The sequence below is a fragment of the Burkholderia sp. AU27893 genome, from assembly GCF_002223205.1.
In the GTDB taxonomy this organism is placed as follows: domain Bacteria; phylum Pseudomonadota; class Gammaproteobacteria; order Burkholderiales; family Burkholderiaceae; genus Burkholderia.
The window spans coordinates 1,518,468-1,540,048 of sequence record NZ_NKFD01000001.1 but is presented as its reverse complement, the minus strand read 5'-3'; the positions used below and the strand labels follow the sequence as shown (position 1 = coordinate 1,540,048).

Below are 21,581 nucleotides of genomic sequence, written 5' to 3'. Positions count from 1 at the left end.
ACATGACTGGTTGAAAGGGAGTATCGGGTGCGGCGGGCACGGCGCCCGGACGGCGCCGGAACGGTGGCGGCGGCAAGAATTGCCTGCCTGGCAGGGACGGGAGACTTCCCGATTTACATCGGTGCGAGCGGATCGTAGCGCAGTGTCTGCGCCACGGAAAGCCCGCTTGTGACTGGCCCGATATCAGGGGTCTGACGATTTTTCGATCCTGGATTGCGGGGGCGACGCGCCCTTCTCTTTATAGGTATCGCAAACCTTTGCGTCTGACGAAATCACGGCGCCCGGAAGGCGCCGTGTGCGGGTTCACCGGAACACCGGCGCGCAGGTGTTTGACCTGACACGCCGGGCCCGCGCGTCAGGTCGTGGCCGCGCGCACCGCGTCGGCGATCGTCTCCGCATGGCGCACCGCGTCGGCCGCCTGCTGTGCTTCGACCATCACACGCAGCACGGGCTCCGTGCCCGATGCGCGGATCAGCACGCGGCCGCTGCCGGCGAGCGCGGCTTCGGCCGCGTCGATCGCGGCGCGAATCGACGTGCTGCCCTTCCAGTCGGCACCCGGCTTCATCCGCACGTTGATCAGCTTCTGCGGGAACAGCGTGACGCCGTCGAGCATCTGCGCGAGGGTCTTGCCGCTGCGCTTCAGCGCGGCCAGCACGAGCAGTGCCGACACGATGCCGTCGCCGGTCGAGTGGCGGTCGAGCGACAGGATGTGGCCCGAGCCTTCCGCGCCGAGCTGCCAGCCGTGCTCGCGCAGCTGCTCGAGCACGTAGCGATCGCCGACCGCCGCGCGGACGAACTTCACGCCCTCGCGCTGCAGCGCGACTTCGACCGCGAGGTTCGTCATCAGCGTGCCGACCGCGCCTTCGACCTTGCCGTCGGTCGCGATCCGGTCCTTCACGAGCACGTAGAGCAGCTCGTCGCCGTTGTACAGGCGACCGGTGGCGTCGACCACTTGCAGGCGGTCGGCATCGCCGTCGAGCGCAATGCCGAGATCGGCGTGGTTCGCACGCACCGCGCGCACCAGCGCGTCCGGCGCGGTCGCACCGACACCATCGTTGATGTTGAAGCCGTTCGGCGCGACCCCGATCGGAATCACGTCCGCGCCGAGTTCGTGGAACACGTGCGGCGCGATCTGGTACGCGGCACCGTGTGCGCAGTCGATCACGAGCTTCAGCCCGCGCAGGTTGAACGCGGCAGGGAACGTGCTCTTGCAGAACTCGATGTAGCGGCCGGCCGCGTCGTCAAGGCGGCGCGCCTTGCCGAGACCGTCGGACGATGCGCACTCGAGCGGCTTGTCGAGCCACGCTTCGATCGCGGCTTCGGTGTCGTCGGGCAGCTTGTTGCCGTCGGCGGAGAAAAACTTGATCCCGTTGTCGTGATAGGGATTGTGCGATGCGCTGATCACGACGCCCGCCGACAGGCGCAGCGCGCGCGTCAGGTACGCGACGCCCGGCGTCGGCATCGGGCCGGCCAGCATCACGTCGACGCCGGCCGCCGAGAACCCGGCCTCGAGCGCGGCTTCGAGCATGTAGCCGGATACGCGCGTGTCCTTGCCGATCAGCACGGTCGGGCGCGAGCCTGCCGCGACATCGGCCGAGCTGGCCAGTACCTTGCCGGCTGCGTAGCCGAGACGCAACACGAAATCCGGCGTGATGGGCGCCTCGCCCACCGTACCGCGAATGCCGTCCGTGCCGAAATATCGACGTCCCATGGTGAACCTTCCTCCTTCGTCTTCTGCTTTATCGTTGCCGCGCGGCTTCGCGCACGGCATTCAAGATTTTCAGCGCGTCGACCGTTGCCGCGACGTCGTGCACGCGCACGATCGCCGCCCCACGCTCGACCGCGCACACCGCGGCCGCCACGCTCGCCGCGACGCGCTCCATCGGCGGCTTGCCGCCGATCACCGCGCCGAGCATCGACTTGCGCGACATGCCCGCGAGGATCGGATACGCGCGGCCGTCGGGCCGCACGGGTGCCGTGTCCGGCAACGCGGCCAGCAACGCATAGTTGTCGTCGACGACCGCCTTGCCGAATCCGAAACCGGGATCGACGCAGATCCGCTCCGGCGCAATCCCCGCATCGCGCAGCGCCTGCGCGCGCTCGGCGAGAAAATCGCGCACGTCGGTCACGACGTCGCCGTAATCGGGTTCGCCAACCTGCATCGTCTGCGGCTCACCCAGCATGTGCATCGCACACAGCCCGCAGTTGCCGTCGCGCACCGCGTCGATCGCGCCGGGCTGGCGGAACCCCCAGATGTCGTTGATCAGGTCGGCGCCGGCGGCCAGCGCGGCTCGCATCACGGCCGGCTTGTAGGTATCGATCGACAGCGGCACGTTCAGCGGCCGCAGCGCTTCGACGAGCGGGATCACGCGTGCGAGTTCCTCGTCGAGCGGCACGGGCGGCGCGCCGGGGCGCGTCGATTCGCCGCCGATATCGAGAAGGTCGACGCCTTCGGCAATCATTCGCTCGGCCTGGCGCAGCGCATCGTCGCGCGCGAGGAAGCGGCCGCCGTCGGAGAACGAATCGGGCGTGGCGTTGAGGATGCCCATCACGAGCGGGCGTTCGAACGTCAGTTCGAAGCGGCCGCACCGGAGCGGCGCGGGAATGAATGGGGAAACAGCGGAATCGGACACGAGCAACTGGCGTGATTGAATGCAAAACGGGCCGGTGTGAAGCCACACCAGCCCGTGAACGGCGCTAAAGCGGAGATTATGCCGCCGGCGAAGCAGGCGCCGGCGCGTTGGCGGGCTTCACCTCGGCGCTGCTGCCACCACCCGACGAATCGCCGCCGACAGCCGGCGAGCTCTTCGGGGAGCGCGGCGGACGGCCTTCCATGATGTCGTTGATCTGATCGGCATCGATCGTCTCCCACTCCATCAGCGCGGCGGTCATCGCTTCGACCTTGTCGCGGTTCTCTTCGAGCAGGCGGCGCGCAAGGCCGTACTGTTCGTCGAGCACACGGCGGATTTCCGAATCGACCTTCTGCTGCGTCGCTTCCGAGATCGTGCGCGTGAAGCCGCGGCCGAACGGCGATGCATCGTTTTCGTCGTCGACGTAGACCATCGGCCCGAGCGCGTCGGTCATGCCGAAACGGGCCACCATCGCACGCGCCGTCTGCGTCGCCTTGTTGAAGTCGTCCGATGCGCCGGTGCTGACGAGGTTCATGAACAGCTCTTCCGCCACCCGGCCACCGAACAGGATCGCAAGGCGGTCCATCAGGTAGTCCTTCGAGTACGTTTCGTTGTCATGCTCCGGCAACTGCCACGTGACACCCAGCGCGCGACCGCGCGGGATGATCGTGACCTTGTGCACGGGGTCCGCCTTCGGCAGCAGCTTCGCGATCACCGCGTGGCCCGACTCGTGATAAGCGGTCGCACGCTTCGCTTCTTCGCGGATCACGGCCGACTTGCGCTCCGGACCCATGAAGATCTTGTCCTTCGCGTCTTCGAAATCCTGCATCTCGACGATGCGCTTGCCGCGACGTGCGGCGAACAGCGCAGCCTCGTTCACGAGGTTCGCGAGATCGGCGCCCGAGAAGCCCGGCGTGCCGCGTGCGATGACTGCCGCATCGACGTCGTTCGCGATCGGCACCTTGCGCAGGTGCACACGCATGATCTGTTCGCGGCCGCGGATGTCCGGCAGACCGACGTAGACCTGGCGGTCGAAACGGCCCGGACGCAGCAGCGCCTTGTCGAGCACGTCGGAACGGTTGGTCGCGGCGATCACGATCACGCCCGAGTTCGCCTCGAAGCCGTCCATCTCGACGAGCATCTGGTTCAGCGTCTGTTCGCGCTCGTCGTTACCGCCGCCCATGCCGGCGCCGCGATGACGGCCGACCGCGTCGATTTCGTCGATGAACACGATACACGGTGCATGCTTCTTCGCCTGCTCGAACATGTCGCGCACACGCGCCGCGCCGACACCGACGAACATTTCGACGAAGTCCGAACCCGAGATGCTGAAGAACGGGACCTTCGCTTCACCCGCGATCGCGCGGGCCAGCAGCGTCTTGCCGGTACCCGGAGGGCCGACCAGCAGCACGCCACGCGGAATGCGGCCGCCCAGCTTCTGGAATTTCTGCGGATCGCGCAGGAAGTCGACGAGCTCGGACACTTCCTCCTTCGCTTCGTCGCAGCCCGCGACGTCGGAGAAGTTCACCGCGTTGTTGTTCTCGTCGATCAGCCGCGCGCGCGATTTCCCGAACGAGAATGCGCCGCCTTTGCCGCCCCCCTGCATCTGCCTCATCATGTAGAACCAGAACACGATGATCAGGATCGTCGGCCCGAGGTAGTACAACGCGGACATCAGCGCGTTCGGCTCGTCGTCGGCCTTGCCGCTGACCTGCACGCCGTACTTCATCAGATCGCCAACCATCCAGATGTCGCCGGGCGACACGATCTGGTATTTCTGGCCATCAGCCGGAGTGACGGTGAGGTTGCGCCCCTGAACGATGACGTTCTTGACCTTGCCGTTCTTGGCGTCGTCCATGAACTGCGAATAGGACACGCCTTCCTGGACGCGGGGCTTGTCGAACTGCTTGAACACCGTAAACAGCACCAGTGCGATCACCAGCCACACCGCTGCCTTCGAAAACATATTGTTGTTCAAAGCACCACTCCTTCACTCGTAGACGAGCGCCTACATTTTCCTTGCGGCGCCCCTCGGTCATTCTAATCCAGTCCGACCACCCTCGCCATAAGCATTGACAACCGCCGCGATAGCGCTTCGCTTGTCTGGCAAGGGCCGGAGCCCGTTTGCGGCACCTCGCTGCGCATCAGCGCGGACGTTTCAGATGCCGACCCAAAATGAACGTTTCGGACGATTTGTCGCGGGACGCCTTCGGCTTGCGCGGCGCGACGGTCTTAAACTGCTGTTTGAATTTCTCGACGATCTGGCTGTAGCCGCTGCCGTGAAAGCATTTCACGAGCAGCGCACCATCCGGCTTCAGATGATTCTGCGCAAATTCGAGCGCCAGATCGCACAGATGCTCGATGCGCGCCGCGTCTGCCGAGGCCACGCCAGAGAGGTTGGGGGCCATGTCGGAAATAACAAGGTCCACCGCGCGCCCTTCGAGCACTTCTTCGAGCTGGTGAAGGACTTCGTCCTCGCGGAAGTCGCCCTGCAGGAAGTGAACGTCGGCGATCGGCTCCATCGGCAGGATGTCGAGCGCCACGATCGTGCCGTCGATGCCGCCTTCGCGTTCCGCGTCACGCTTCTTGCCCTGCGCGAGCTTGTTGCGGGCATACTGGCTCCAGCTGCCCGGCGTCGCGCCGAGGTCGACGATCACCTGGCCCGGACGGATCAGCTTGTCCTGCTCGTCGATTTCCTTCAGCTTGTACGCGGCGCGCGCGCGATAGCCCTCCCGCTGCGCCATTTTGACGTACGGGTCGTTGATGTGGTCGTGCAGCCAGTGCTGGTTGAAGCGGTTTTTTGCCATTCGAGAGAGAGATTGCTGCCCATTGCTTCGTGAAGCCGCGCTTTTAGCGGATAATACGCGTCTTCTTCGCGCGGCTGCGGCCCCTTTTCAGGCCCAAGCCGCGATTTTACGTGGTTTCGGCGCACGGCTGACGCGGTAACTTCCCGCGATCGCTATTCAGTCAGCGCGCCCTTATTTAGATTTCGACATTTCCATGCCCGCCCTTTCGCTTTCTCCCGCCGAGCGCTCCGCGCTGCGCTCCCAGGCCCATGCGCTCAAGCCCGTCGTGCTGATCGGGGCCGAAGGGCTCACCGACGCCGTGCTGAAGGAAATCAAGGTGCACCTCGACGCGCACCAGCTGATCAAGATCCGCGTGTTCGGCGACGAGCGCGACGAGCGCATCGCGATCTACGACGAGATCTGCGACCGCCTGAGCGCGGCGCCGATCCAGCACATCGGCAAGCTGCTGGTGATCTGGAAGCCCGAAGCCGCCGCAGCGGCTCCGGCTCGCGGTCGTCGTGCCGGCACCGTGCCCAGCGCGGCCGAAGCCGTCGACGACAAGAAAGGCCGTGCACCGCGCACCGTCAAGGTCGTCAAGGTATCGCCGAACGCGAGCCCCGTGCGTCGCCCGCGGCCGGTCAAGGTCACGGTGCGCGGCAACGAGCGCGTGACGGCCGGCGGTAACGTGAAGCGCGCCAAGAAGCGCCAGGCCAGCACGAAGCGTCCGTTCCAGGACAAGTAAGCATCGAGGCGGCACGGCTCACCGTGCCGCCTCCCTGCCCGGGGGCCCGGCCTTGACCGGGCCCGCGCGGCATTCGCGTCAGGCGTCGCGCGCCGGCAGACGCCAGATCAGCATCAGCCCCAGCACACTCTCGACGAGGTAGAACACGCTCGAGACGCCGTGCAGCATCCCGAAACGGCTCGCATACGGCGAGTTCGCGATATCGGTGCCCGCGTCCATCGCGGCCACCCGCAGCGCATTCATGAACGGCTGCAGTGCGAAATACCCGACCAGCACGCACACGACCATCGCGGCGACGACCCAGCGCACGCGGCGATATTCGCTGCTGCCGCGCCGCACCTGCTGGTTCGACAACGCGAGCAGCAGCACGCCGCACACGACACCGAGGATCGCCTCGATACGGAACAGCTGGGCGGCGACCGAACCGGCCGTCATCCGCTCCAGCGTCTTGAACAGCACGGGCGCGACCGCATACCCGATCGTCAGCAGGCTGCCGACCCACACGGCCGACAGCAGACGGAACACGCGATGCGGCATCACGTCGCCCCGCTTCAGATGTAGCTGACCGAGATGATTTCGTACTCGCGCACGCCGCTCGGCGCCTGCACGGCCGCGACGTCGCCTTCGGACTTGCCGATCAGTGCGCGCGCGATCGGCGAGCTGACCGAGATCAGGCCGTGGTCGATATCGGCTTCGTCGTCACCGACGATCTGGTACTTGACGGTGTCGCCCGACTCGAGATCCTCGAGTTCGACGGTCGATGCGAAAACCACGCGGCCTTCGGCATCGAGCACGGTGGGATCGATAACCTGCGCGGCCGACAGCTTCGATTCGAGTTCCGCGATACGACCCTCGATGAAGCCCTGCTTTTCCTTCGCGGCATCGTATTCGGCGTTTTCGGACAGGTCGCCCTGTGCGCGGGCCTCCGCGATCGCGTTGATCACGGCCGGCCGCTCGACGGACTTGAGGCGCTGCAATTCATCGCGCAGGAGTTCCGCGCCACGCTTTGTCAACGGAATGGTGCTCATAAACGGCTCAATCGCTAAAAACGGCTTTAAAAAAAATCACCGCGATTAAGCGCGCTTCCGATGCACTGGAAACACCGCCTAATCGCGGCACGTGTTGCTTCGACAGGTAACTGACTGCTTAGTTTAGGCGAGCGTGAAGACCTTGTAAATCATAGACTTCCAGATCCTTCAGGTAGCGCAAGCCTTCAACCGCCGCGCGCGCGCCCGACATCGTCGTGTAGTACGTGACCTTGTGCGCCTGCGCGCTCATGCGGATCGAACGCGAATCGGCGATCGCCTGGCGCGTTTCGTCGACCGTCGTGAACACGAGTGCGATCTCGCCGTTCTTGATCATGTCGACGATGTGCGGACGGCCGTCCTTCACCTTGTTCACGACCTTCACCGGCACGCCGGCCGCTTCGATCGCGGCAGCCGTGCCCTTGGTCGCGACGATCGGGTAGCCGAGGTCGTGCAGCATGCGCGCGACTTCGACCGCCTTCGGCTTGTCGGCGTCCATCACGGTCAGCAGCACCGTGCCCGACTCCGGCAGGCGCGAGCCGGCCGCGAGCTGCGACTTGAACAGCGCTTCGCCGAACGTCTGGCCGACACCCATCACTTCGCCGGTCGAACGCATTTCAGGCCCGAGGACCGGATCGACGGTCGGGAACTTGACGAACGGGAACACCGCTTCCTTCACACTGAAGTACGGCGGCTCGACTTCCTTCGTCACGCCCTGCTGCGCGAGCTTCTGGCCGACCATCGCACGCGCCGCGATCTTCGCGAGCGGCAGGCTGGTCGCCTTCGACACGTACGGCACCGTGCGCGAGGCGCGCGGGTTCACTTCCAGCACGTAGATGATGTCCTGCTTCGAACCGTCCGCCTGCGGCACCTGCTGGATCGCGAACTGCACGTTCATCAGGCCGACCACGTTCAGCGCCTTCGCCATCGCGCCAGTCTGGCGCTTCAGCTCGGCCACGGTTTCCTTCGACAGCGAGTACGGCGGCAGCGAGCATGCCGAGTCGCCCGAGTGGACACCCGCCTGCTCGATGTGCTCCATCACGCCGCCAATGAACACGGCTTCGCCGTCGCAGATGCAGTCGACGTCGCACTCGATCGCGTCGTTCAGGAAGCGGTCGAGCAGCACCGGCGAATCGTTCGACACCTTCACGGCCTCGCGCATGTAGCGCTCGAGGTCGCGCGGCTCGTGGACGATTTCCATCGCGCGGCCGCCCAGCACGTACGACGGGCGCACGACCAGCGGATAGCCGATCTCTTCCGCGAGCGCGAGCGCTTCGTCTTCGGCGCGTGCGGTGCGGTTCGGCGGCTGGCGCAGGCCGAGGTCCTGCAGCAGCTTCTGGAAGCGTTCGCGGTCTTCGGCTGCGTCGATCATGTCCGGCGACGTGCCGACGATCGGTACACCGTGCGCCTCGAGGTCGAGCGCGAGCTTCAGCGGCGTCTGGCCGCCGTACTGGACGATCACGCCGACCGGCTTTTCCTTGTCGACGATCTCGAGCACGTCTTCCAGCGTCAGCGGCTCGAAGTACAGGCGGTCGGACGTGTCATAGTCGGTCGACACCGTTTCCGGGTTGCAGTTGACCATGATCGTTTCGTAACCGTCCTCGCGCATCGCGAGGGCCGCGTGCACGCAGCAGTAGTCGAACTCGATGCCCTGGCCGATCCGGTTCGGGCCGCCGCCCAGCACCATGATCTTCTTGTTGGTGGTCGGCTGCGCCTCGCACTCTTCCTCATAGGTCGAGTACATGTACGCGGTTTTCGTCGCGAACTCGGCCGCGCAGGTGTCGACGCGCTTGTAGACCGGGCGCACGTTGAGTTCGACGCGGCGCTTGCGGACGTCTTCCGGCGTCGCGCCGAGCAGCTTCGCGAGGCGGCGGTCGGAGAAGCCGCTCTGCTTCAGGTAGCGCAGTTCGTCGAACGACAGCGACGCGAGCGTGCGGCCGCCGAGCGCCTTTTCCTTCAGGATGATCTGCTCGATCTGCTCGAGGAACCACGGGTCGATCGCGGTTTCCGCGTAGATTTCCTGGGCCGTCATGCCGATCCGGAACGCATCGCCGACGTACCAGATGCGGTCCGGGCCCGGCTCGTGGATCTCGATCGCGATCTCGTCGCGGTTGGTCGACTTCTCGTCGAGACCGTCGACGCCCACTTCGAGGCCGCGCAGCGCCTTCTGGAACGATTCCTGGAACGTGCGGCCGATCGCCATCACTTCGCCGACCGACTTCATCTGCGTGGTCAGGCGCGAATCGGCTTCGCGGAATTTCTCGAACGCGAAGCGCGGGATCTTCGTGACGACGTAGTCGATCGTCGGCTCGAACGACGCCGGGGTCTGGCCGCCGGTGATTTCGTTCTTCAGCTCGTCGAGCGTGTAGCCGACCGCCAGCTTCGCCGCGACCTTCGCGATCGGGAAGCCCGTTGCCTTCGACGCGAGCGCCGACGAACGCGACACGCGCGGGTTCATCTCGATGACGACCATGCGGCCGTCCTTCGGGTTGATCGAGAACTGCACGTTCGAGCCGCCCGTGTCGACGCCGATCTCGCGCAGCACCGCAAGCGATGCGTTACGCAGGATCTGGTATTCCTTGTCGGTGAGCGTCTGCGCCGGCGCGACCGTGATCGAGTCGCCGGTGTGCACGCCCATCGGGTCGAGGTTCTCGATCGAGCAGACGATGATGCAGTTGTCGGCGCGGTCGCGCACGACTTCCATCTCGTATTCCTTCCAGCCGAGCAGCGATTCTTCGATCAGCAGCTCGCGCGTGGGCGAGAGGTCCAGGCCGCGCTTGCAGATCTCTTCGAACTCTTCGCGGTTGTAGGCGATGCCGCCGCCCGAGCCGCCGAGCGTGAACGACGGACGGATCACGACCGGGTAGCCGCTGCCGCCGGTGAGCGCCATGATCTCGGCGTGCACCTGGGTCGCTTCTTCCATCGAATGCGCGATGCCCGACTTCGCGGAACCGAGACCGATCTTGGTCATCGCTTCCTTGAACTTCTGGCGGTCTTCCGCCTTGTCGATCGCTTCCGGCGACGCGCCGATCAGCTCGACGCCGAACTTCTCGAGCACGCCGTGGTGGTGCAGGTCGAGCGCGCAGTTCAGCGCGGTCTGGCCGCCCATCGTCGGCAGGATCGCGTCCGGGCGCTCCTTCTCGATGATGCGCGCGACGACTTCCCACGTGATCGGCTCGATGTAGGTCACGTCGGCCGTGTTCGGGTCGGTCATGATCGTCGCAGGGTTGCTGTTGACGAGAACGACCTTGTAGCCCTCCTCACGCAACGCCTTGCAAGCCTGCGCGCCCGAATAGTCGAACTCGCACGCCTGGCCGATGATGATCGGGCCGGCGCCGATGATGAGGATGCTCTTGATGTCTGTGCGTTTTGGCATGGCTTGTGAATTCAATAAGTAATCGTTGTCGTGGGTCGGCCGGCTGCGCTCAGCTCATCGTGGCGAGCGCGAGCTTCACCGAGAATCCGATGAACAGGCCGCCCACGCTGCTCGCCGCGCCTGCTGCAAGCTTGCGGCGGCGGCGGAAGTGCTCGGCAAGCCGCGCACCCGCGAAGATCAGCGTGCTCAGGTACAGGAAGCTCGCGCATTGCGCGATCGCCCCGAGCACGACGAACGACAGCGCGGGATGCGGGAATGCCGGGGCGACGAACTGGATGAAGAACGAGATGAAGAACAGGATCGCCTTCGGATTCAGCAGGCTCACGATCAGCGCCTTGCGGAACGGCCGCTCGCCGTCGACCGCAGGCGGTGCATCGGCCGGCGCATTCGCCGGCGCGCGCAGCTTCTGCCACGCGCTGCGCAGCATGCCGGTGCCGATGTAGAGCAGATACGCGGCGCCGCCGTACTTGACGACCGAGAACAGCAGCGGGTTCGCCTTCAGCAGCGACGCGACGCCGGCGGCGGACAGCACCATCAGCACCGTGTCGCCGACGAACACCCCGCACGCCGCGCGATAGCCGGCCTTCACGCCGCGCTGCGCCGCGAGCGACAGCACGTACATCGAGTTCGGCCCCGGCAGCAGGATGATGAAGATCACGCCGAACACGTAGGTCCAGATATCCGTGATGCCGAGTGCGTGGCCGAACATGATGCGAATCTCCCGTTCTTCGGTTGCGTCGTTGACGTCAGGCGTTGCGCTGCTTCGCCGCGTCCATCAGCGCGGTGAAACGGTCGAACAGGTAGCCGATGTCGTGCGGGCCGGGCGACGCTTCCGGGTGGCCCTGGAAGCAGAATGCCGGCTTGTCGGTCAGCTCGAAGCCCTGCAGCGTGCCGTCGAACAGCGACACGTGCGTCACGCGCGCGTTGGCCGGCAGCGAATCCGCATCGACCGCGAAGCCGTGGTTCTGCGACGTGATCACCACGCGACCGTCGCCGAGATCCTTCACCGGGTGGTTCGCGCCGTGGTGGCCCGTCTTCATCTTCAGCGTCTTCGCGCCGACCGCGAGGCCCATGATCTGGTGACCCAAGCAAATGCCGAAGGTCGGCACGCCGCGCTCGATGAACTGCTTCGTGGCCGCGATCGCGTAGTCGCACGGTTCCGGATCGCCGGGGCCGTTCGACAGGAACACGCCGTCCGGATTCAGCGCGAGCGCATCTTCCGCGCTCGCCTGTGCCGGCAGCACCGTCACGTGGCAGCCGCGCTCCGCGAGCATGCGCAGGATGTTGTACTTGACGCCGAAATCGTACGCGACGACGCGGTACTTCGGCGCTTCCTGCATGCCGTAGCCGCCTTCGAGGCGCCATTCGGTCTGCTTCCATTCGAACGGCTTCGTGGTCGACACGACCTTCGCGAGATCCATGCCCGCGAGACCCGGGAACGAGCGCGCGAGTTCGATCGCCTTCGCTTCGTCGTCCGAGCCCGTCAGGATGCAGCCGTTCTGCGCGCCCTTGTCGCGCAGGATACGGGTCAGCTTGCGGGTGTCGATGCCGGCGATCGCGACGACGCCTTCGTCGCGCAGGTAATCACCGAGCGTGCGATCCATGCGGAAGTTGGATGCGAGCGACGGCAGATCACGGATGATCAGGCCGGCGGCATGGACTTTCGTGGCTTCGACGTCTTCGGCGTTGACGCCGACGTTGCCGATATGCGGGTAGGTCAGCGTGACGATCTGGCGCGAGTAGCTCGGGTCAGTCAGGATTTCCTGATAGCCGGTGATCGCGGTATTGAACACGACTTCGCCGATCGTGTGGCCTTCGGCCCCGATCGAATAACCACGAAAGACCGTGCCGTCGGCGAGTGCAAGCAAGGCGGGAGTAAAAGACGGCAACACGGGAGGCTCCTTGGGGAACACCCTGCTGCCGACCTGTTTACCCTGCCGCGCGAGCGCCGCGCTGCGTGGGCGCGCGTGGTCGCTTGCTGGACGCGGCCTGCGTTGTCGAGACGCGAACCCGGCGCGTGGCGCACGAGGCTTCGCGGCATCGCCCGGCAGGCGGCGTGCGGCGGATGAACGGGATGAATGAGGTAGGCGCTAGGGTGCGAGGTTGATCAGCACAAACTTTCAAATTATAGCCTGAAAATAGCCCTATCTTCAATTGATATGGCCGTCCGATCGTGCGCGCGCCGCGTCCGGCGACGCGGCGCAACGCGCTGCGGCCCCTTTTACGCGGCCGCCCTACCCGCCAGCGTACCGCCGGATCAGTGCGCTTGACCAGCGCCGCGCGCGGGCCAGACGTACCAGACCGCACTCGCGAGCTGCAGCGCGAGCAGCACACCCCACGCGGTGAAGTGCGCGGCGGCCGGATAGCGGCCGTCGACCGCCGGCCAGTGCGACAGCACCGCGCCGACCCCGATCTGGAACGCAAAGATCAGCAGGAAGATCACGAGCGTGAGCGTCGTGTTCGCGCGGCCGATCAGGTGAGCGGGAAAATGCCCGGCCATCACCGCGTAGGTCAGGATGCCGACGCCGCCGAACATCCCGTAAGCGGCCCACAGCACGGCCGGCGGCAACGGCACGCGCGCGACGATCGCGGCCTGCGTCGCGACGAACAGCGCCATGCCGACGCCGCAGAATGCGTACACGGACACGCCGCGCCGCTCGAGCACCCGCGCCGCGGCGCCGAAGCCGACGCAGCCGGCCATCATCGCGAAGCCGAGCACCGACACGAGGCGCGCGGCATGCGGCGCATCGAACCCCGCGACGTCGCGCAGGTACGGCCCGACCCACAGCGACTGCATCGCGTAGAACACGCCCTGCGTGACGACGGAGAACGACGAGATCTTCCAGAACGCACGGCTGCTCAGGATGTGCCACGTGCCCTTGAACTGGCTGACGAGCCCGCCCTGGTGGCGCACCTGCTGCGCTTCGGGTGCGCCCAGCCCGATCGACGCCGCGACGATCACGGTCAGCACCGCGAGGCCGAAACAGATCGCGCGCCAGCTCGTCCAGCCGAGCAGCCAGGTCAGCGGCGAGCCGACCATCACGCCGCCGAGGCCGCCCACGGCCATCACGAGGCCGTTGACGAGCGGCAGCCGGCCGACCGGGAAATGCTGCGCGAGCGCCTTGAACGCCGCGCCGAGACACACCGAGACGCCGACGCCGATCAGCAGCCGGCCGACCATCATCGTGCCGAGACTGTGCGCGGCGCCGAACACGGCCGCGCCGGCCGCCGCGAACAGCAGCATGCCGGCCGTCACGCGGCGCGGGCCGAAGTGGTCGAGCATCACGCCCGCCGGGATCTGCGCGCCCGCGAAGCCGAGGAAATAGAGACTGGTGAGCAGGCCGAGATCGGCGGCCGACAACCCGAGCTCGCGCGTGACGAACGGCGCGAAGCCCAGATTGACACCGCGAAACACGTACGACACGAAATACCCGACCGAAAACAGCGCGAGCACCCTCACCTGCACCGACGACATCACTCCCCCTTCTTATATGAAGACCATCGAGGCAGCGCCACGCGCCGCGCACAAACAAAAACGCCGTCACCTCGGTGACGGCGTTTCCTTGCATTTCGTCGGATGATACCGCAACCGCGCGAACCGGGCCGGCCGCACGATGCGCGCGCTACTGTGTTACTTCTTCTTGCCCTTGTGCGCGGCAGCCTTGGCCGGCGCCGCCTTCGTCGATTTGGCCGCCGGCTTCGCCGCGCCGCGCTTTGCGCCGTGCGACTTGCCGCCGACCGCGAGGCTCGCGCGCTCGATGTGCGCGCCGCCGGCCGACGTCGCGATCCGCTCCGGGCCCGGTTCCGCCGGCACCGAACGGCCGACCGGCACGTGCAGCACGAGCGCCTGGCCCGGCATCGCGAGATCGCGGTGCGTACGGTTCCACGCCTTGAGCTGGCCGACCGACACGCCGTAGCGGCCGGCGATCGCCGCCATCGACTGCTTGCGGCGCACGCGGATCAGCATCTTGCGCGTGTCGGGTACGTCGGGTTCCATCGCGAGCGCGCCGTTTTCGGCGACGTCGGCGCTGATGTCCTCGTCGTCGTCATCGCCGCGCGGCACGACGATCGTCGAGCCCGGCTTCAGGCGCATGCCGGCCGGAATCTTGTTGATCGACATCAGCGTATCGGCGTCCACGCCGATCTTCTCGGCGATCGCGGCCGGCCGTGCCCGCTCGCTGACCGTATAGGTGGTCCAAGACGAAAGCTGGCCGTTGTACGCCTTCAGGTTCTTCTCGAACGCCGACGCGTTGTCGAACGGCAGCAGGATCTGCGGCTCGGTCGCACCGAGGATCACCGGCTTCGAGAACGACGGGTTCAGCGAGCGGAATTCGTCGAGCGACAGGTTCGCGAGCTTCGCGGCCACCGCCACGTCGATGTCGCGCGACGTCGTGACCGTCACGAAATACGGGTGGTTCGGGATATCCGGCAGCGCAAGGCCGTACTGCTGCGGATTCGCGATGATGTTCTTCACCGCCTGCAGCTTCGGCACGTAGTTGCGCGTCTCGTTCGGCATCCGCAGGCTCAGGTAGTCGGTCGGCAGGCCGGCCGCCTGGTTGCGGGCGATCGCGCGCTGCACGTTGCCCTCGCCCCAGTTGTACGCGGCCAGCGCGAGATACCAGTCGCCGAACATGTCATGAAGGCGCGACAGGTAGTCGAGCGCGGCGCTCGTCGACGCGAGCACGTCGCGGCGCTCGTCCTGCCACATGTTGCGCTTCAGGTTGTACGTGCGGCCGGTGCCGGGCATGAACTGCCACATGCCGGCCGCCTTCGCAACCGACAGCGCCTGCGGGTTGTACGCAGACTCGATGAACGGCAGCAGCGCGAGCTCGGTCGGCATGTGACGCGCCTCGAGTTCCTCGACGATGTGGTACAGGTACTTCTGCGAGCGCTCGGTCATGCGCTGCACGTAGTCCGGGCGCTGCGTGTACCACGTGGTCTGCATGTCGACGAGGTCGGTCTGCAGGTCGGGCATCTGGAAACCGCGGCGGATGCGACCCCAGAGATCGGAGTCCGCACTGGTCAGATCGCCGACGGATTGCTTGTCGACGTCGACAGTTTCTTTGGCGGTGGCGGATTTACGGAGGTAGGTGGACGTCGCCTGCGAATCGGCGGCGTTGTTGGCGACAGGGGCCTGGCTCGCACAAGCGGCGAGCAGCAGAACCACCATCGCACTCAATATAAGTCGCATGAAAATCTCTGCTTCCGACGGCTGGAAATTGCAGGCGATACTACGGAAGTGCGTGCTTCACGTCAATAAAAACACCGAAAACTCAGCGAAATCCTACATTTGGAGCAATTTTTACAGACTCCGCTTGAGCTTTGGAGTCCTCCGAAAATCATCATCGGAACCGGTTTTTCCACTCGCGCATCAGCGTGAACGCCGTCAGACGATCCGGCACCGTTTCGTGCAGTTCCGCTTCGAGCGTCGCGCGGATCGCCTCGCTGTCCGCACGCATGAACGGGTTAACGGCACGCTCGTGCGCGATCGTAGTGGGCAGTGTCGGCACGCCGCGCGCGCGCAGCGCCTGTGCGTCGTCGCGCCACGCGGCGAGCGCCGCATTGCCGGGCTCGCACGCGAGCGCGAAGCGGATGTTGGACAGCGTGTATTCGTGTGCGCAATGCACGTGGGTGTCGCCCGGCAACGCCGCGAGCGCGTCGAGCGACGCGAGCATCTGCGCGGGCGTGCCCTCGAACAGGCGCCCGCAACCGCACGAGAACAGCGTGTCGCCGCAGAACACGTGCGGCGCCGCGTTGCGCTGCCCGGCCGCCTGGAAATAGGCGATGTGGCCGCGCGTATGGCCCGGCACGTCGAGCACGTCGAACGTGGCGGCCGGCGCCTCGAGCGTCACGCGCGCGCCGCCCGAAAGCGGCTGCGTGACCACGCCGATCGCCTCGGCCGCGGGGCCGTAAACGACGAGCGGAACATCGTCCGGTTGGCTATCGCGCAGGGCCGCGACACCGCCGACGTGGTCGGCGTGATGGTGCGTGAGTAAAATAGCGGTCAACCGCCAGCCTCGTTCGGCTAGAACCCGGCGCACCGGCGCGGCTTCCCCCGGATCGACGGCAATCGCATCGCGGCCGTCCGAGACGAGCCAGATATAGTTGTCATCGAATGCCGGAACCGGCACGTATTCCAGCTCGTTCATGGGCGCGCAATCATCGTTATGTCTGACCGTCAAATTATAGACTGGCCCGCCTGGACCGACTCACCACCCGGCCGCTACGTGCTGGGCTGGGAGCAGGCGCAGCTCGACCGGATCGTGTCCGACGTCTTCGGGTTCCACGCGCTGCAGCTCGGCCTGCCGCAGCTCGACGCGCTGCGCGAGAACCGCATGCCGTATCGCGGCCTCGTGCTCGATCCGGCGAGCGGCGCGAGCGCGCCGTACCAGTATCCGTGGGCGCGCGAAGCGCATGCGCCCGAGCACGCGCCCGACGGCCGCAGCACGACCTGGTGCGACCTGCTCGACCTGCCGTTCGAGTCGCAGAGCGTCGACCTGATCGTGATGCCGCACACGCTCGAATTCACGTCCGATCCGCACCGGCTGCTGCGCGAGGCCGAACGCGTGCTGATGCCGGAAGGCCAGCTCGTGATCACCGGCTTCAATTCGCTCAGCCTGTGGGGCATGCGGCAATCGTTCGGGCGCATGGCGAACCGCCCGTTCGTGCCGGCCACGCGCGACCAGATCGCGTTCATCCGGCTCAAGGACTGGATCAAGCTGCTCGGCTTCGACCTCGAACGCGGCCGCTTCGGCTGCTACCGGCCGCCGCTCGTCACCGACCAGTGGCTGGCCCGCTACGGCTTCATGGAAGCCGCCGGCGACCGCTGGTGGCCGATCTTCGGCGCCGTCTACATGGTGACGGCCGTCAAGCGCGTGCGCGGCATGCGCCTCGTCGGCCAGATCCGGATGAAGAAGCCCGTGCTCGCACCGGGCCTCACGCCGGCGGCCTCCCCGACCACCCATCAAGAACATTCATGACTACCGATACCATCGACATCTATACCGACGGCGCCTGCAAGGGCAACCCCGGCCCCGGCGGCTGGGGCGCACTGATGCGCTACGGCGACAAGGAAAAGGAGCTGTTCGGCGGCGAGCCCAACACGACCAACAACCGCATGGAGCTGATGGGCGTGATCGCCGCGCTCGAAGCGCTGAAGCGGCCGTGCCAGGTGATCGTGCACACCGACTCGCAATACGTGCAGAAAGGCATCAGCGAGTGGATCCACGGCTGGAAGAAGAAAGGCTGGGTCACCGCGGCGAAAACGCCCGTGAAGAACGCCGACCTGTGGAAGCGGCTCGACGCGCTCGTCGCGCAGCACGAGGTCGAGTGGCGCTGGGTCAAGGGTCACGCGGGCCATCCCGAAAACGAGCGTGCGGACGCACTCGCGAATCGCGGCGTCGAATCGCTCACGGCCTGAACGCGGGCCGCTCCCCTGTTTCCTACGTATTTCCCGACATGCGCCAGATCATTCTCGATACCGAAACCACCGGCCTGAACGCCCGCACGGGCGACCGCCTCATCGAAATCGGCTGCGTCGAGCTGCTGAACCGGCGGCTCACCGGCAACAACCTGCACTTCTACGTGAACCCGGAGCGCGACAGCGATCCGGGCGCGCTGGCGGTGCACGGGCTCACGACCGAATTCTTGAGCGACAAGCCGAAATTCGCGGAAGTCGCCCACCAGATCCTCGACTTCGTGAAGGATGCCGAGCTGATCATCCACAACGCGCCGTTCGACCTTGGCTTCCTCGACGCGGAATTCGCGCGGCTCGGCCTGCCGCCGTTCACCGAGCATTGCGGCGGCGTGATCGACACGCTGGTGCAGGCCAAGCAGATGTTCCCGGGCAAGCGCAACTCGCTCGACGCGCTGTGCGACCGCTTCGGCATCAGCAACGCGCACCGTACGCTGCACGGCGCACTGCTCGACTCCGAGCTGCTCGCCGAGGTGTATCTGGCGATGACGCGCGGCCAGGACAGCCTCGTGATCGACATGCTCGACGACATGGGCGCCGACGGCGGTACGGGCAACGGCCAGCGCGTGTCGCTCGCCGCGCTCGATCTGGTCGTGGTGACCGCGAGCGACGACGAACTCGCCGCGCACCAGGCGCAGCTCGACGAACTCGACAAGTCGGTCAAGGGCACCTGCGTGTGGCGCACGTCCGCCGAAGCCGGCGCCGCCGAAGCGGCTTGAAGCAGGCGGCCGGCGGCACGCGCCGCCGCCGCGCTCACGCGCGCGGCTGCAGCGCGATGACCGCCATTCCGCCGAGCGCGAGCACCGCGCCGGCCACGTCCCAGCGGGTCAGCGCGACACCGTCGACCACCCGCAGCCAGACCAGCGCCACCGCGATATACACGCCGCCGTACGCGGCATAGGTGCGCCCCGCCGCACTCGGGTGCAGCGTCAGCAGCCACGCGAACAGCGCGAGCGACAGCGCGGCCGGCACCAGCAGCCACAGCGGCCGCCCCTCCTTCAGCACGAGCCACGGCAGGTAACAGCCGACGATTTCGGCCAGCGCGGTGGCGGCAAACAGCGCCGCGATCCTCATCAGTTCGGTCATCCGGTTCCTCGTGAATTCGGCCCCGTCACCCGAGGCCGCACGGCCCCGCCGTGCGCCGCCGATCATACCCGAGCCACCCTCGCCGGACGCCCCGCCAGGCGGGCGCTTCCCGGCAATTTGCATGATCATCCGTCATCGTGCTATCATGTCGCCTGTTTCAACATTCAATCTCTGTCTATTCGATTTCGCAAGAAGTCCGTCCGCGCGTTGCGGGCCGGCGCTTCGACCGAAATTGCACCCACAGGAAAGCCCGCCCGACAGGCCCGCTTTTCTCGTTTCGTTGCCCCTCCGGGGCGCTTGCCGGAACGCTGGACACCGTCCGCACCGGCATCTGCCGCCAGCATCACGCGGCCCATTCTTCATGAGCGCACTGTCGCGACGGCCCATCGGGCTCGCGTCGAAGCAGCCCCTTACGGCCCTTTACCGCCTGCAATGCAGTAAGTGCTTAAAGGTCTGCCCCGACGCGCCGCATCAGACACCGCGCTCGCCGGCAAACCGTGTCGGACGGCCCGCCCGTTCGGCGCAGTCAAAGGAGTGCATGACCTTGACCGCAACACACGTCAGCCCGACCGCTGCTTCTTCCACCGCTTCGTCGTCCGGCGAAGCCCCGCTCGTCGCGGACGACATCACCGTCGTCGACCAGAGCCTCCTCAAGCGCGCCGTCAGCGCCATGGCCATCGGCAACGCGATGGAATGGTTCGACTTCGGCGTCTACAGCTACATCGCCGTCACGCTCGGCAAGGTGTTCTTCCCGTCCAGCAGCCCGTCCGCGCAGCTGCTCGCGACCTTCGGCACGTTCGCGGCCGCGTTCCTCGTGCGTCCGCTCGGCGGCATGGTGTTCGGCCCGCTCGGCGACCGCATCGGCCGCCAGCGCGTGCTCGCCGCCACGATGATCATGATGGCTGTCGGCACGTTTGCGATCGGCCTGATCCCCAGCTACGCGTCGATCGGCATCATGGCGCCCGTGCTGCTGCTCGTCGCCCGCCTCGTGCAGGGCTTCTCGACCGGCGGCGAGTACGGCGGCGCCGCCACCTTCATCGCCGAATTCTCGACCGACAAGCGCCGCGGCTTCATGGGCAGCTTCCTCGAGTTCGGCACGCTGATCGGTTACGTGATGGGCGCGGGCGTCGTCGCGCTGCTCACCGCGTCGCTGTCGCAGGAAGCGCTGCTGTCGTGGGGCTGGCGCGTGCCGTTCCTGATCGCCGGCCCGCTCGGCCTGATCGGTCTCTACATCCGGATGAAGCTCGAGGAAACGCCCGCGTTCAAGCGCCAGGCCGAAGAGCGCGAAGCGCAGGACAAGGCCGTGCCGAAGGCGCGCTTCCGCGAAACGCTGATGCGCAACTGGCGCGCCCTGCTGCTGTGCGTCGGCCTCGTGCTGATCTTCAACGTGACCGACTACATGGTGCTGTCGTACCTGCCGAGCTTCATGTCGTCGACGCTGCACTTCGACGAATCGCACAGCCTCGTGCTCGTGCTGATCGTGATGGTGCTGATGATGCCGCTCACGCTCGCCGCCGGCCGCCTGTCGGACAAGGTCGGCCGCAAGCCCGTGATGCTCGCCGGCTGCGTCGGCCTGCTCGTGCTGTCGATCCCGGCGATGATGCTGATCCATGCGGGCACCACGGCGTCGGTGTTCGGCGGGCTGCTGATCCTCGGCGTGCTGCTGTCGTGCTTTACCGGCGTGATGCCGTCGGCGCTGCCGGCGCTGTTCCCGACCGAGATCCGCTACGGCGCGCTCGCGATCGGCTTCAACGTGTCGGTGTCGCTGTTCGGCGGCACGACGCCGCTCGTGACCGCCTGGCTGGTCGACGTCACGCACAACCTGATGATGCCCGCGTATTACATGATGGGCGCCGCCGTGATCGGCATCGTGTCGGTCGTCGCGCTCGCCGAAACCGCGCGCCAGCCGCTCAAGGGCTCGCCGCCGGCCGTCGCGTCGCGCCGCGAAGCTCATCAGCTCGTGCGCCAGATGCGCGAAGACGACGAAGCGGATATCTACAGTGTCGGGTCGCCGGCACGCGCCTGAGCGTCACCCATGAAAAAGCCCCGGCCGAAGCCGGGGCCCGATCGAACCCGATCCGCCCGACCGGCTTGCGCCGGCCGGGCTTTTTTTCATCCATTCGACGCCGGCGCGCTCATGCCTGCGCTTCGCAGTGGCGGCAGAAAATCAGCGCTCGCGAGCGCGACACGGCGGCCTGCGCACCGCGTGCCGCGACGATCAGCCCGACCTGACCGAGATTGAAATCGCGCTCGACCATCAACTGCGTCAGCGCGGCAAGCGGCAACACGAGGGACGGGTGGTACAGGCTCGATTCGATCAGGGCTTTCATCTGCGGCTCCATCAGGCAAGGCGTCATTCGATGGAGTGGATTCTAGGGACCGGCCGCATCCGGATAAACAGCGCGAATGCGAAGTCACTTGTCAGCCGCCGAGAACAATCGACAACGGCATGCCTGACAAGG

Annotated in this window: 19 protein-coding genes; 5 read left to right on the top strand and 14 right to left on the bottom strand. The window is 66.3% G+C overall.

All coding sequences use genetic code 11. The features are described from left to right. Positions 1 to 355: 355 nt before the first annotated feature. The 4 genes from glmM to CFB47_RS07260 all read right to left on the bottom strand — a co-directional run bounded on the left by glmM (position 356) and on the right by CFB47_RS07260 (position 5,437). Positions 356 to 1,711, bottom strand: a complete 1,356-nt coding sequence (glmM, locus tag CFB47_RS07275) for a phosphoglucosamine mutase (RefSeq protein ID WP_089439705.1) — start codon at positions 1,709 to 1,711, stop codon at positions 356 to 358. Positions 1,712 to 1,739: 28 nt separating this feature from the next. Further along, positions 1,740 to 2,681, bottom strand: coding sequence for a dihydropteroate synthase (folP, locus tag CFB47_RS07270; RefSeq protein ID WP_089439704.1), 942 nt, complete (start codon positions 2,679 to 2,681; stop codon positions 1,740 to 1,742). 28 nt (positions 2,682 to 2,709) lie between these two features. Further along, entirely contained in the window at positions 2,710 to 4,608 is a 1,899-nt protein-coding gene (gene ftsH, locus CFB47_RS07265; RefSeq protein ID WP_039347669.1) for an ATP-dependent zinc metalloprotease FtsH, read from the bottom strand. Between the two features lie 166 nt (positions 4,609 to 4,774). Further along, positions 4,775 to 5,437 (bottom strand): RlmE family RNA methyltransferase, encoded by a 663-nt coding sequence (locus CFB47_RS07260; protein ID WP_046545366.1) that lies wholly within the window; start codon positions 5,435 to 5,437, stop codon positions 4,775 to 4,777. Positions 5,438 to 5,630: 193 nt separating this feature from the next. On the opposite strand from CFB47_RS07260, the gene CFB47_RS07255 reads away from it, so the two are divergent. Then, entirely contained in the window at positions 5,631 to 6,158 is a 528-nt protein-coding gene (locus CFB47_RS07255) for a YhbY family RNA-binding protein (protein ID WP_089439703.1), read from the top strand. Positions 6,159 to 6,236: 78 nt separating this feature from the next. Here CFB47_RS07255 and CFB47_RS07250 read toward each other — a convergent pair whose 3' ends face one another. The 8 genes from CFB47_RS07250 to gloB form a co-directional block, all read right to left on the bottom strand. Continuing rightward, complete coding sequence (locus tag CFB47_RS07250; protein ID WP_021163361.1) at positions 6,237 to 6,695, bottom strand: DUF4149 domain-containing protein; 459 nt, start codon at positions 6,693 to 6,695, stop codon at positions 6,237 to 6,239. 14 nt (positions 6,696 to 6,709) lie between these two features. Next, positions 6,710 to 7,186, bottom strand: a complete 477-nt coding sequence (greA, locus tag CFB47_RS07245; protein WP_057927897.1) for a transcription elongation factor GreA — start codon at positions 7,184 to 7,186, stop codon at positions 6,710 to 6,712. A 118-nt stretch (positions 7,187 to 7,304) separates the two neighbouring features. Then, a complete protein-coding gene (gene carB / locus CFB47_RS07240; RefSeq protein ID WP_089439702.1) occupies positions 7,305 to 10,559 on the bottom strand; it encodes a carbamoyl-phosphate synthase large subunit in 3,255 nt (1,084 codons plus the stop codon). Positions 10,560 to 10,608: 49 nt separating this feature from the next. Further along, on the bottom strand, positions 10,609 to 11,268 hold the full coding sequence (leuE, locus tag CFB47_RS07235) for a leucine efflux protein LeuE (RefSeq protein ID WP_089460772.1): 660 nt from the start codon (positions 11,266 to 11,268) through the stop codon (positions 10,609 to 10,611). A gap of 37 nt (positions 11,269 to 11,305) precedes the next feature. After that, positions 11,306 to 12,451: a glutamine-hydrolyzing carbamoyl-phosphate synthase small subunit gene (gene carA / locus CFB47_RS07230; RefSeq protein WP_041492797.1), complete on the bottom strand. Its 1,146-nt coding sequence runs from the start codon at positions 12,449 to 12,451 to the stop codon at positions 11,306 to 11,308. A 365-nt stretch (positions 12,452 to 12,816) separates the two neighbouring features. Then, a complete protein-coding gene (locus CFB47_RS07220; RefSeq protein WP_089460771.1) occupies positions 12,817 to 14,034 on the bottom strand; it encodes a nitrate/nitrite transporter in 1,218 nt (405 codons plus the stop codon). Between the two features lie 156 nt (positions 14,035 to 14,190). Continuing rightward, on the bottom strand, positions 14,191 to 15,750 hold the full coding sequence (locus CFB47_RS07215) for a transglycosylase SLT domain-containing protein (protein ID WP_089460770.1): 1,560 nt from the start codon (positions 15,748 to 15,750) through the stop codon (positions 14,191 to 14,193). A 151-nt stretch (positions 15,751 to 15,901) separates the two neighbouring features. Further along, positions 15,902 to 16,708 (bottom strand): hydroxyacylglutathione hydrolase, encoded by an 807-nt coding sequence (gene gloB / locus CFB47_RS07210; protein ID WP_089455960.1) that lies wholly within the window; start codon positions 16,706 to 16,708, stop codon positions 15,902 to 15,904. Positions 16,709 to 16,726: 18 nt separating this feature from the next. On the opposite strand from gloB, the gene CFB47_RS07205 reads away from it, so the two are divergent. The 3 genes from CFB47_RS07205 to dnaQ are packed head-to-tail and all read left to right on the top strand — an operon-like array spanning position 16,727 to position 18,752. Beyond that, positions 16,727 to 17,539 carry a class I SAM-dependent methyltransferase gene (locus CFB47_RS07205; protein ID WP_089439696.1) on the top strand — a complete coding sequence of 271 codons (813 nt, stop codon included), beginning with the start codon at positions 16,727 to 16,729 and terminating at the stop codon, positions 17,537 to 17,539. Continuing rightward, a complete protein-coding gene (gene rnhA / locus CFB47_RS07200) occupies positions 17,536 to 17,979 on the top strand; it encodes a ribonuclease HI (protein WP_039347704.1) in 444 nt (147 codons plus the stop codon). The genes CFB47_RS07205 and rnhA overlap by 4 nt, the downstream gene beginning before the upstream one ends. A 38-nt stretch (positions 17,980 to 18,017) precedes the next feature. Continuing rightward, positions 18,018 to 18,752, top strand: a complete 735-nt coding sequence (gene dnaQ, locus CFB47_RS07195) for a DNA polymerase III subunit epsilon (RefSeq protein ID WP_089460769.1) — start codon at positions 18,018 to 18,020, stop codon at positions 18,750 to 18,752. Between the two features lie 34 nt (positions 18,753 to 18,786). On the opposite strand, the gene CFB47_RS07190 is transcribed toward dnaQ, so the two are convergent. Beyond that, positions 18,787 to 19,119 (bottom strand): YnfA family protein, encoded by a 333-nt coding sequence (locus tag CFB47_RS07190; protein ID WP_089460768.1) that lies wholly within the window; start codon positions 19,117 to 19,119, stop codon positions 18,787 to 18,789. Positions 19,120 to 19,657: 538 nt separating this feature from the next. Between CFB47_RS07190 and proP the strand changes: the two genes are divergently transcribed. After that, positions 19,658 to 21,145, top strand: a complete 1,488-nt coding sequence (gene proP, locus CFB47_RS07180; RefSeq protein WP_089439693.1) for a glycine betaine/L-proline transporter ProP — start codon at positions 19,658 to 19,660, stop codon at positions 21,143 to 21,145. A gap of 109 nt (positions 21,146 to 21,254) precedes the next feature. Here proP and CFB47_RS07175 read toward each other — a convergent pair whose 3' ends face one another. After that, the gene (locus tag CFB47_RS07175) at positions 21,255 to 21,449 is read right to left on the bottom strand and encodes a hypothetical protein (protein WP_069249260.1); all 195 of its coding nucleotides are present in this window, start codon (positions 21,447 to 21,449) and stop codon (positions 21,255 to 21,257) included. Positions 21,450 to 21,581 lie beyond the last annotated feature (132 nt).

Coding starts and splice junctions, on each gene's coding strand:
- glmM (WP_089439705.1), bottom strand. CDS start 1,711: ATGGGACGTCGATATTTCGGCACGGACGGCATTCGCGGTACGGTGGGC.
- CFB47_RS07260 (WP_046545366.1), bottom strand. CDS start 5,437: ATGGCAAAAAACCGCTTCAACCAGCACTGGCTGCACGACCACATCAAC.
- CFB47_RS07255 (WP_089439703.1), top strand. CDS start 5,631: ATGCCCGCCCTTTCGCTTTCTCCCGCCGAGCGCTCCGCGCTGCGCTCC.
- CFB47_RS07250 (WP_021163361.1), bottom strand. CDS start 6,695: ATGCCGCATCGCGTGTTCCGTCTGCTGTCGGCCGTGTGGGTCGGCAGC.
- greA (WP_057927897.1), bottom strand. CDS start 7,186: ATGAGCACCATTCCGTTGACAAAGCGTGGCGCGGAACTCCTGCGCGAT.
- carB (WP_089439702.1), bottom strand. CDS start 10,559: ATGCCAAAACGCACAGACATCAAGAGCATCCTCATCATCGGCGCCGGC.
- leuE (WP_089460772.1), bottom strand. CDS start 11,268: ATGTTCGGCCACGCACTCGGCATCACGGATATCTGGACCTACGTGTTC.
- CFB47_RS07220 (WP_089460771.1), bottom strand. CDS start 14,034: ATGTCGTCGGTGCAGGTGAGGGTGCTCGCGCTGTTTTCGGTCGGGTAT.
- CFB47_RS07215 (WP_089460770.1), bottom strand. CDS start 15,750: ATGCGACTTATATTGAGTGCGATGGTGGTTCTGCTGCTCGCCGCTTGT.
- gloB (WP_089455960.1), bottom strand. CDS start 16,708: ATGAACGAGCTGGAATACGTGCCGGTTCCGGCATTCGATGACAACTAT.
- CFB47_RS07205 (WP_089439696.1), top strand. CDS start 16,727: ATGTCTGACCGTCAAATTATAGACTGGCCCGCCTGGACCGACTCACCA.
- rnhA (WP_039347704.1), top strand. CDS start 17,536: ATGACTACCGATACCATCGACATCTATACCGACGGCGCCTGCAAGGGC.
- dnaQ (WP_089460769.1), top strand. CDS start 18,018: ATGCGCCAGATCATTCTCGATACCGAAACCACCGGCCTGAACGCCCGC.
- CFB47_RS07190 (WP_089460768.1), bottom strand. CDS start 19,119: ATGACCGAACTGATGAGGATCGCGGCGCTGTTTGCCGCCACCGCGCTG.
- proP (WP_089439693.1), top strand. CDS start 19,658: ATGACCTTGACCGCAACACACGTCAGCCCGACCGCTGCTTCTTCCACC.
- CFB47_RS07175 (WP_069249260.1), bottom strand. CDS start 21,449: ATGAAAGCCCTGATCGAATCGAGCCTGTACCACCCGTCCCTCGTGTTG.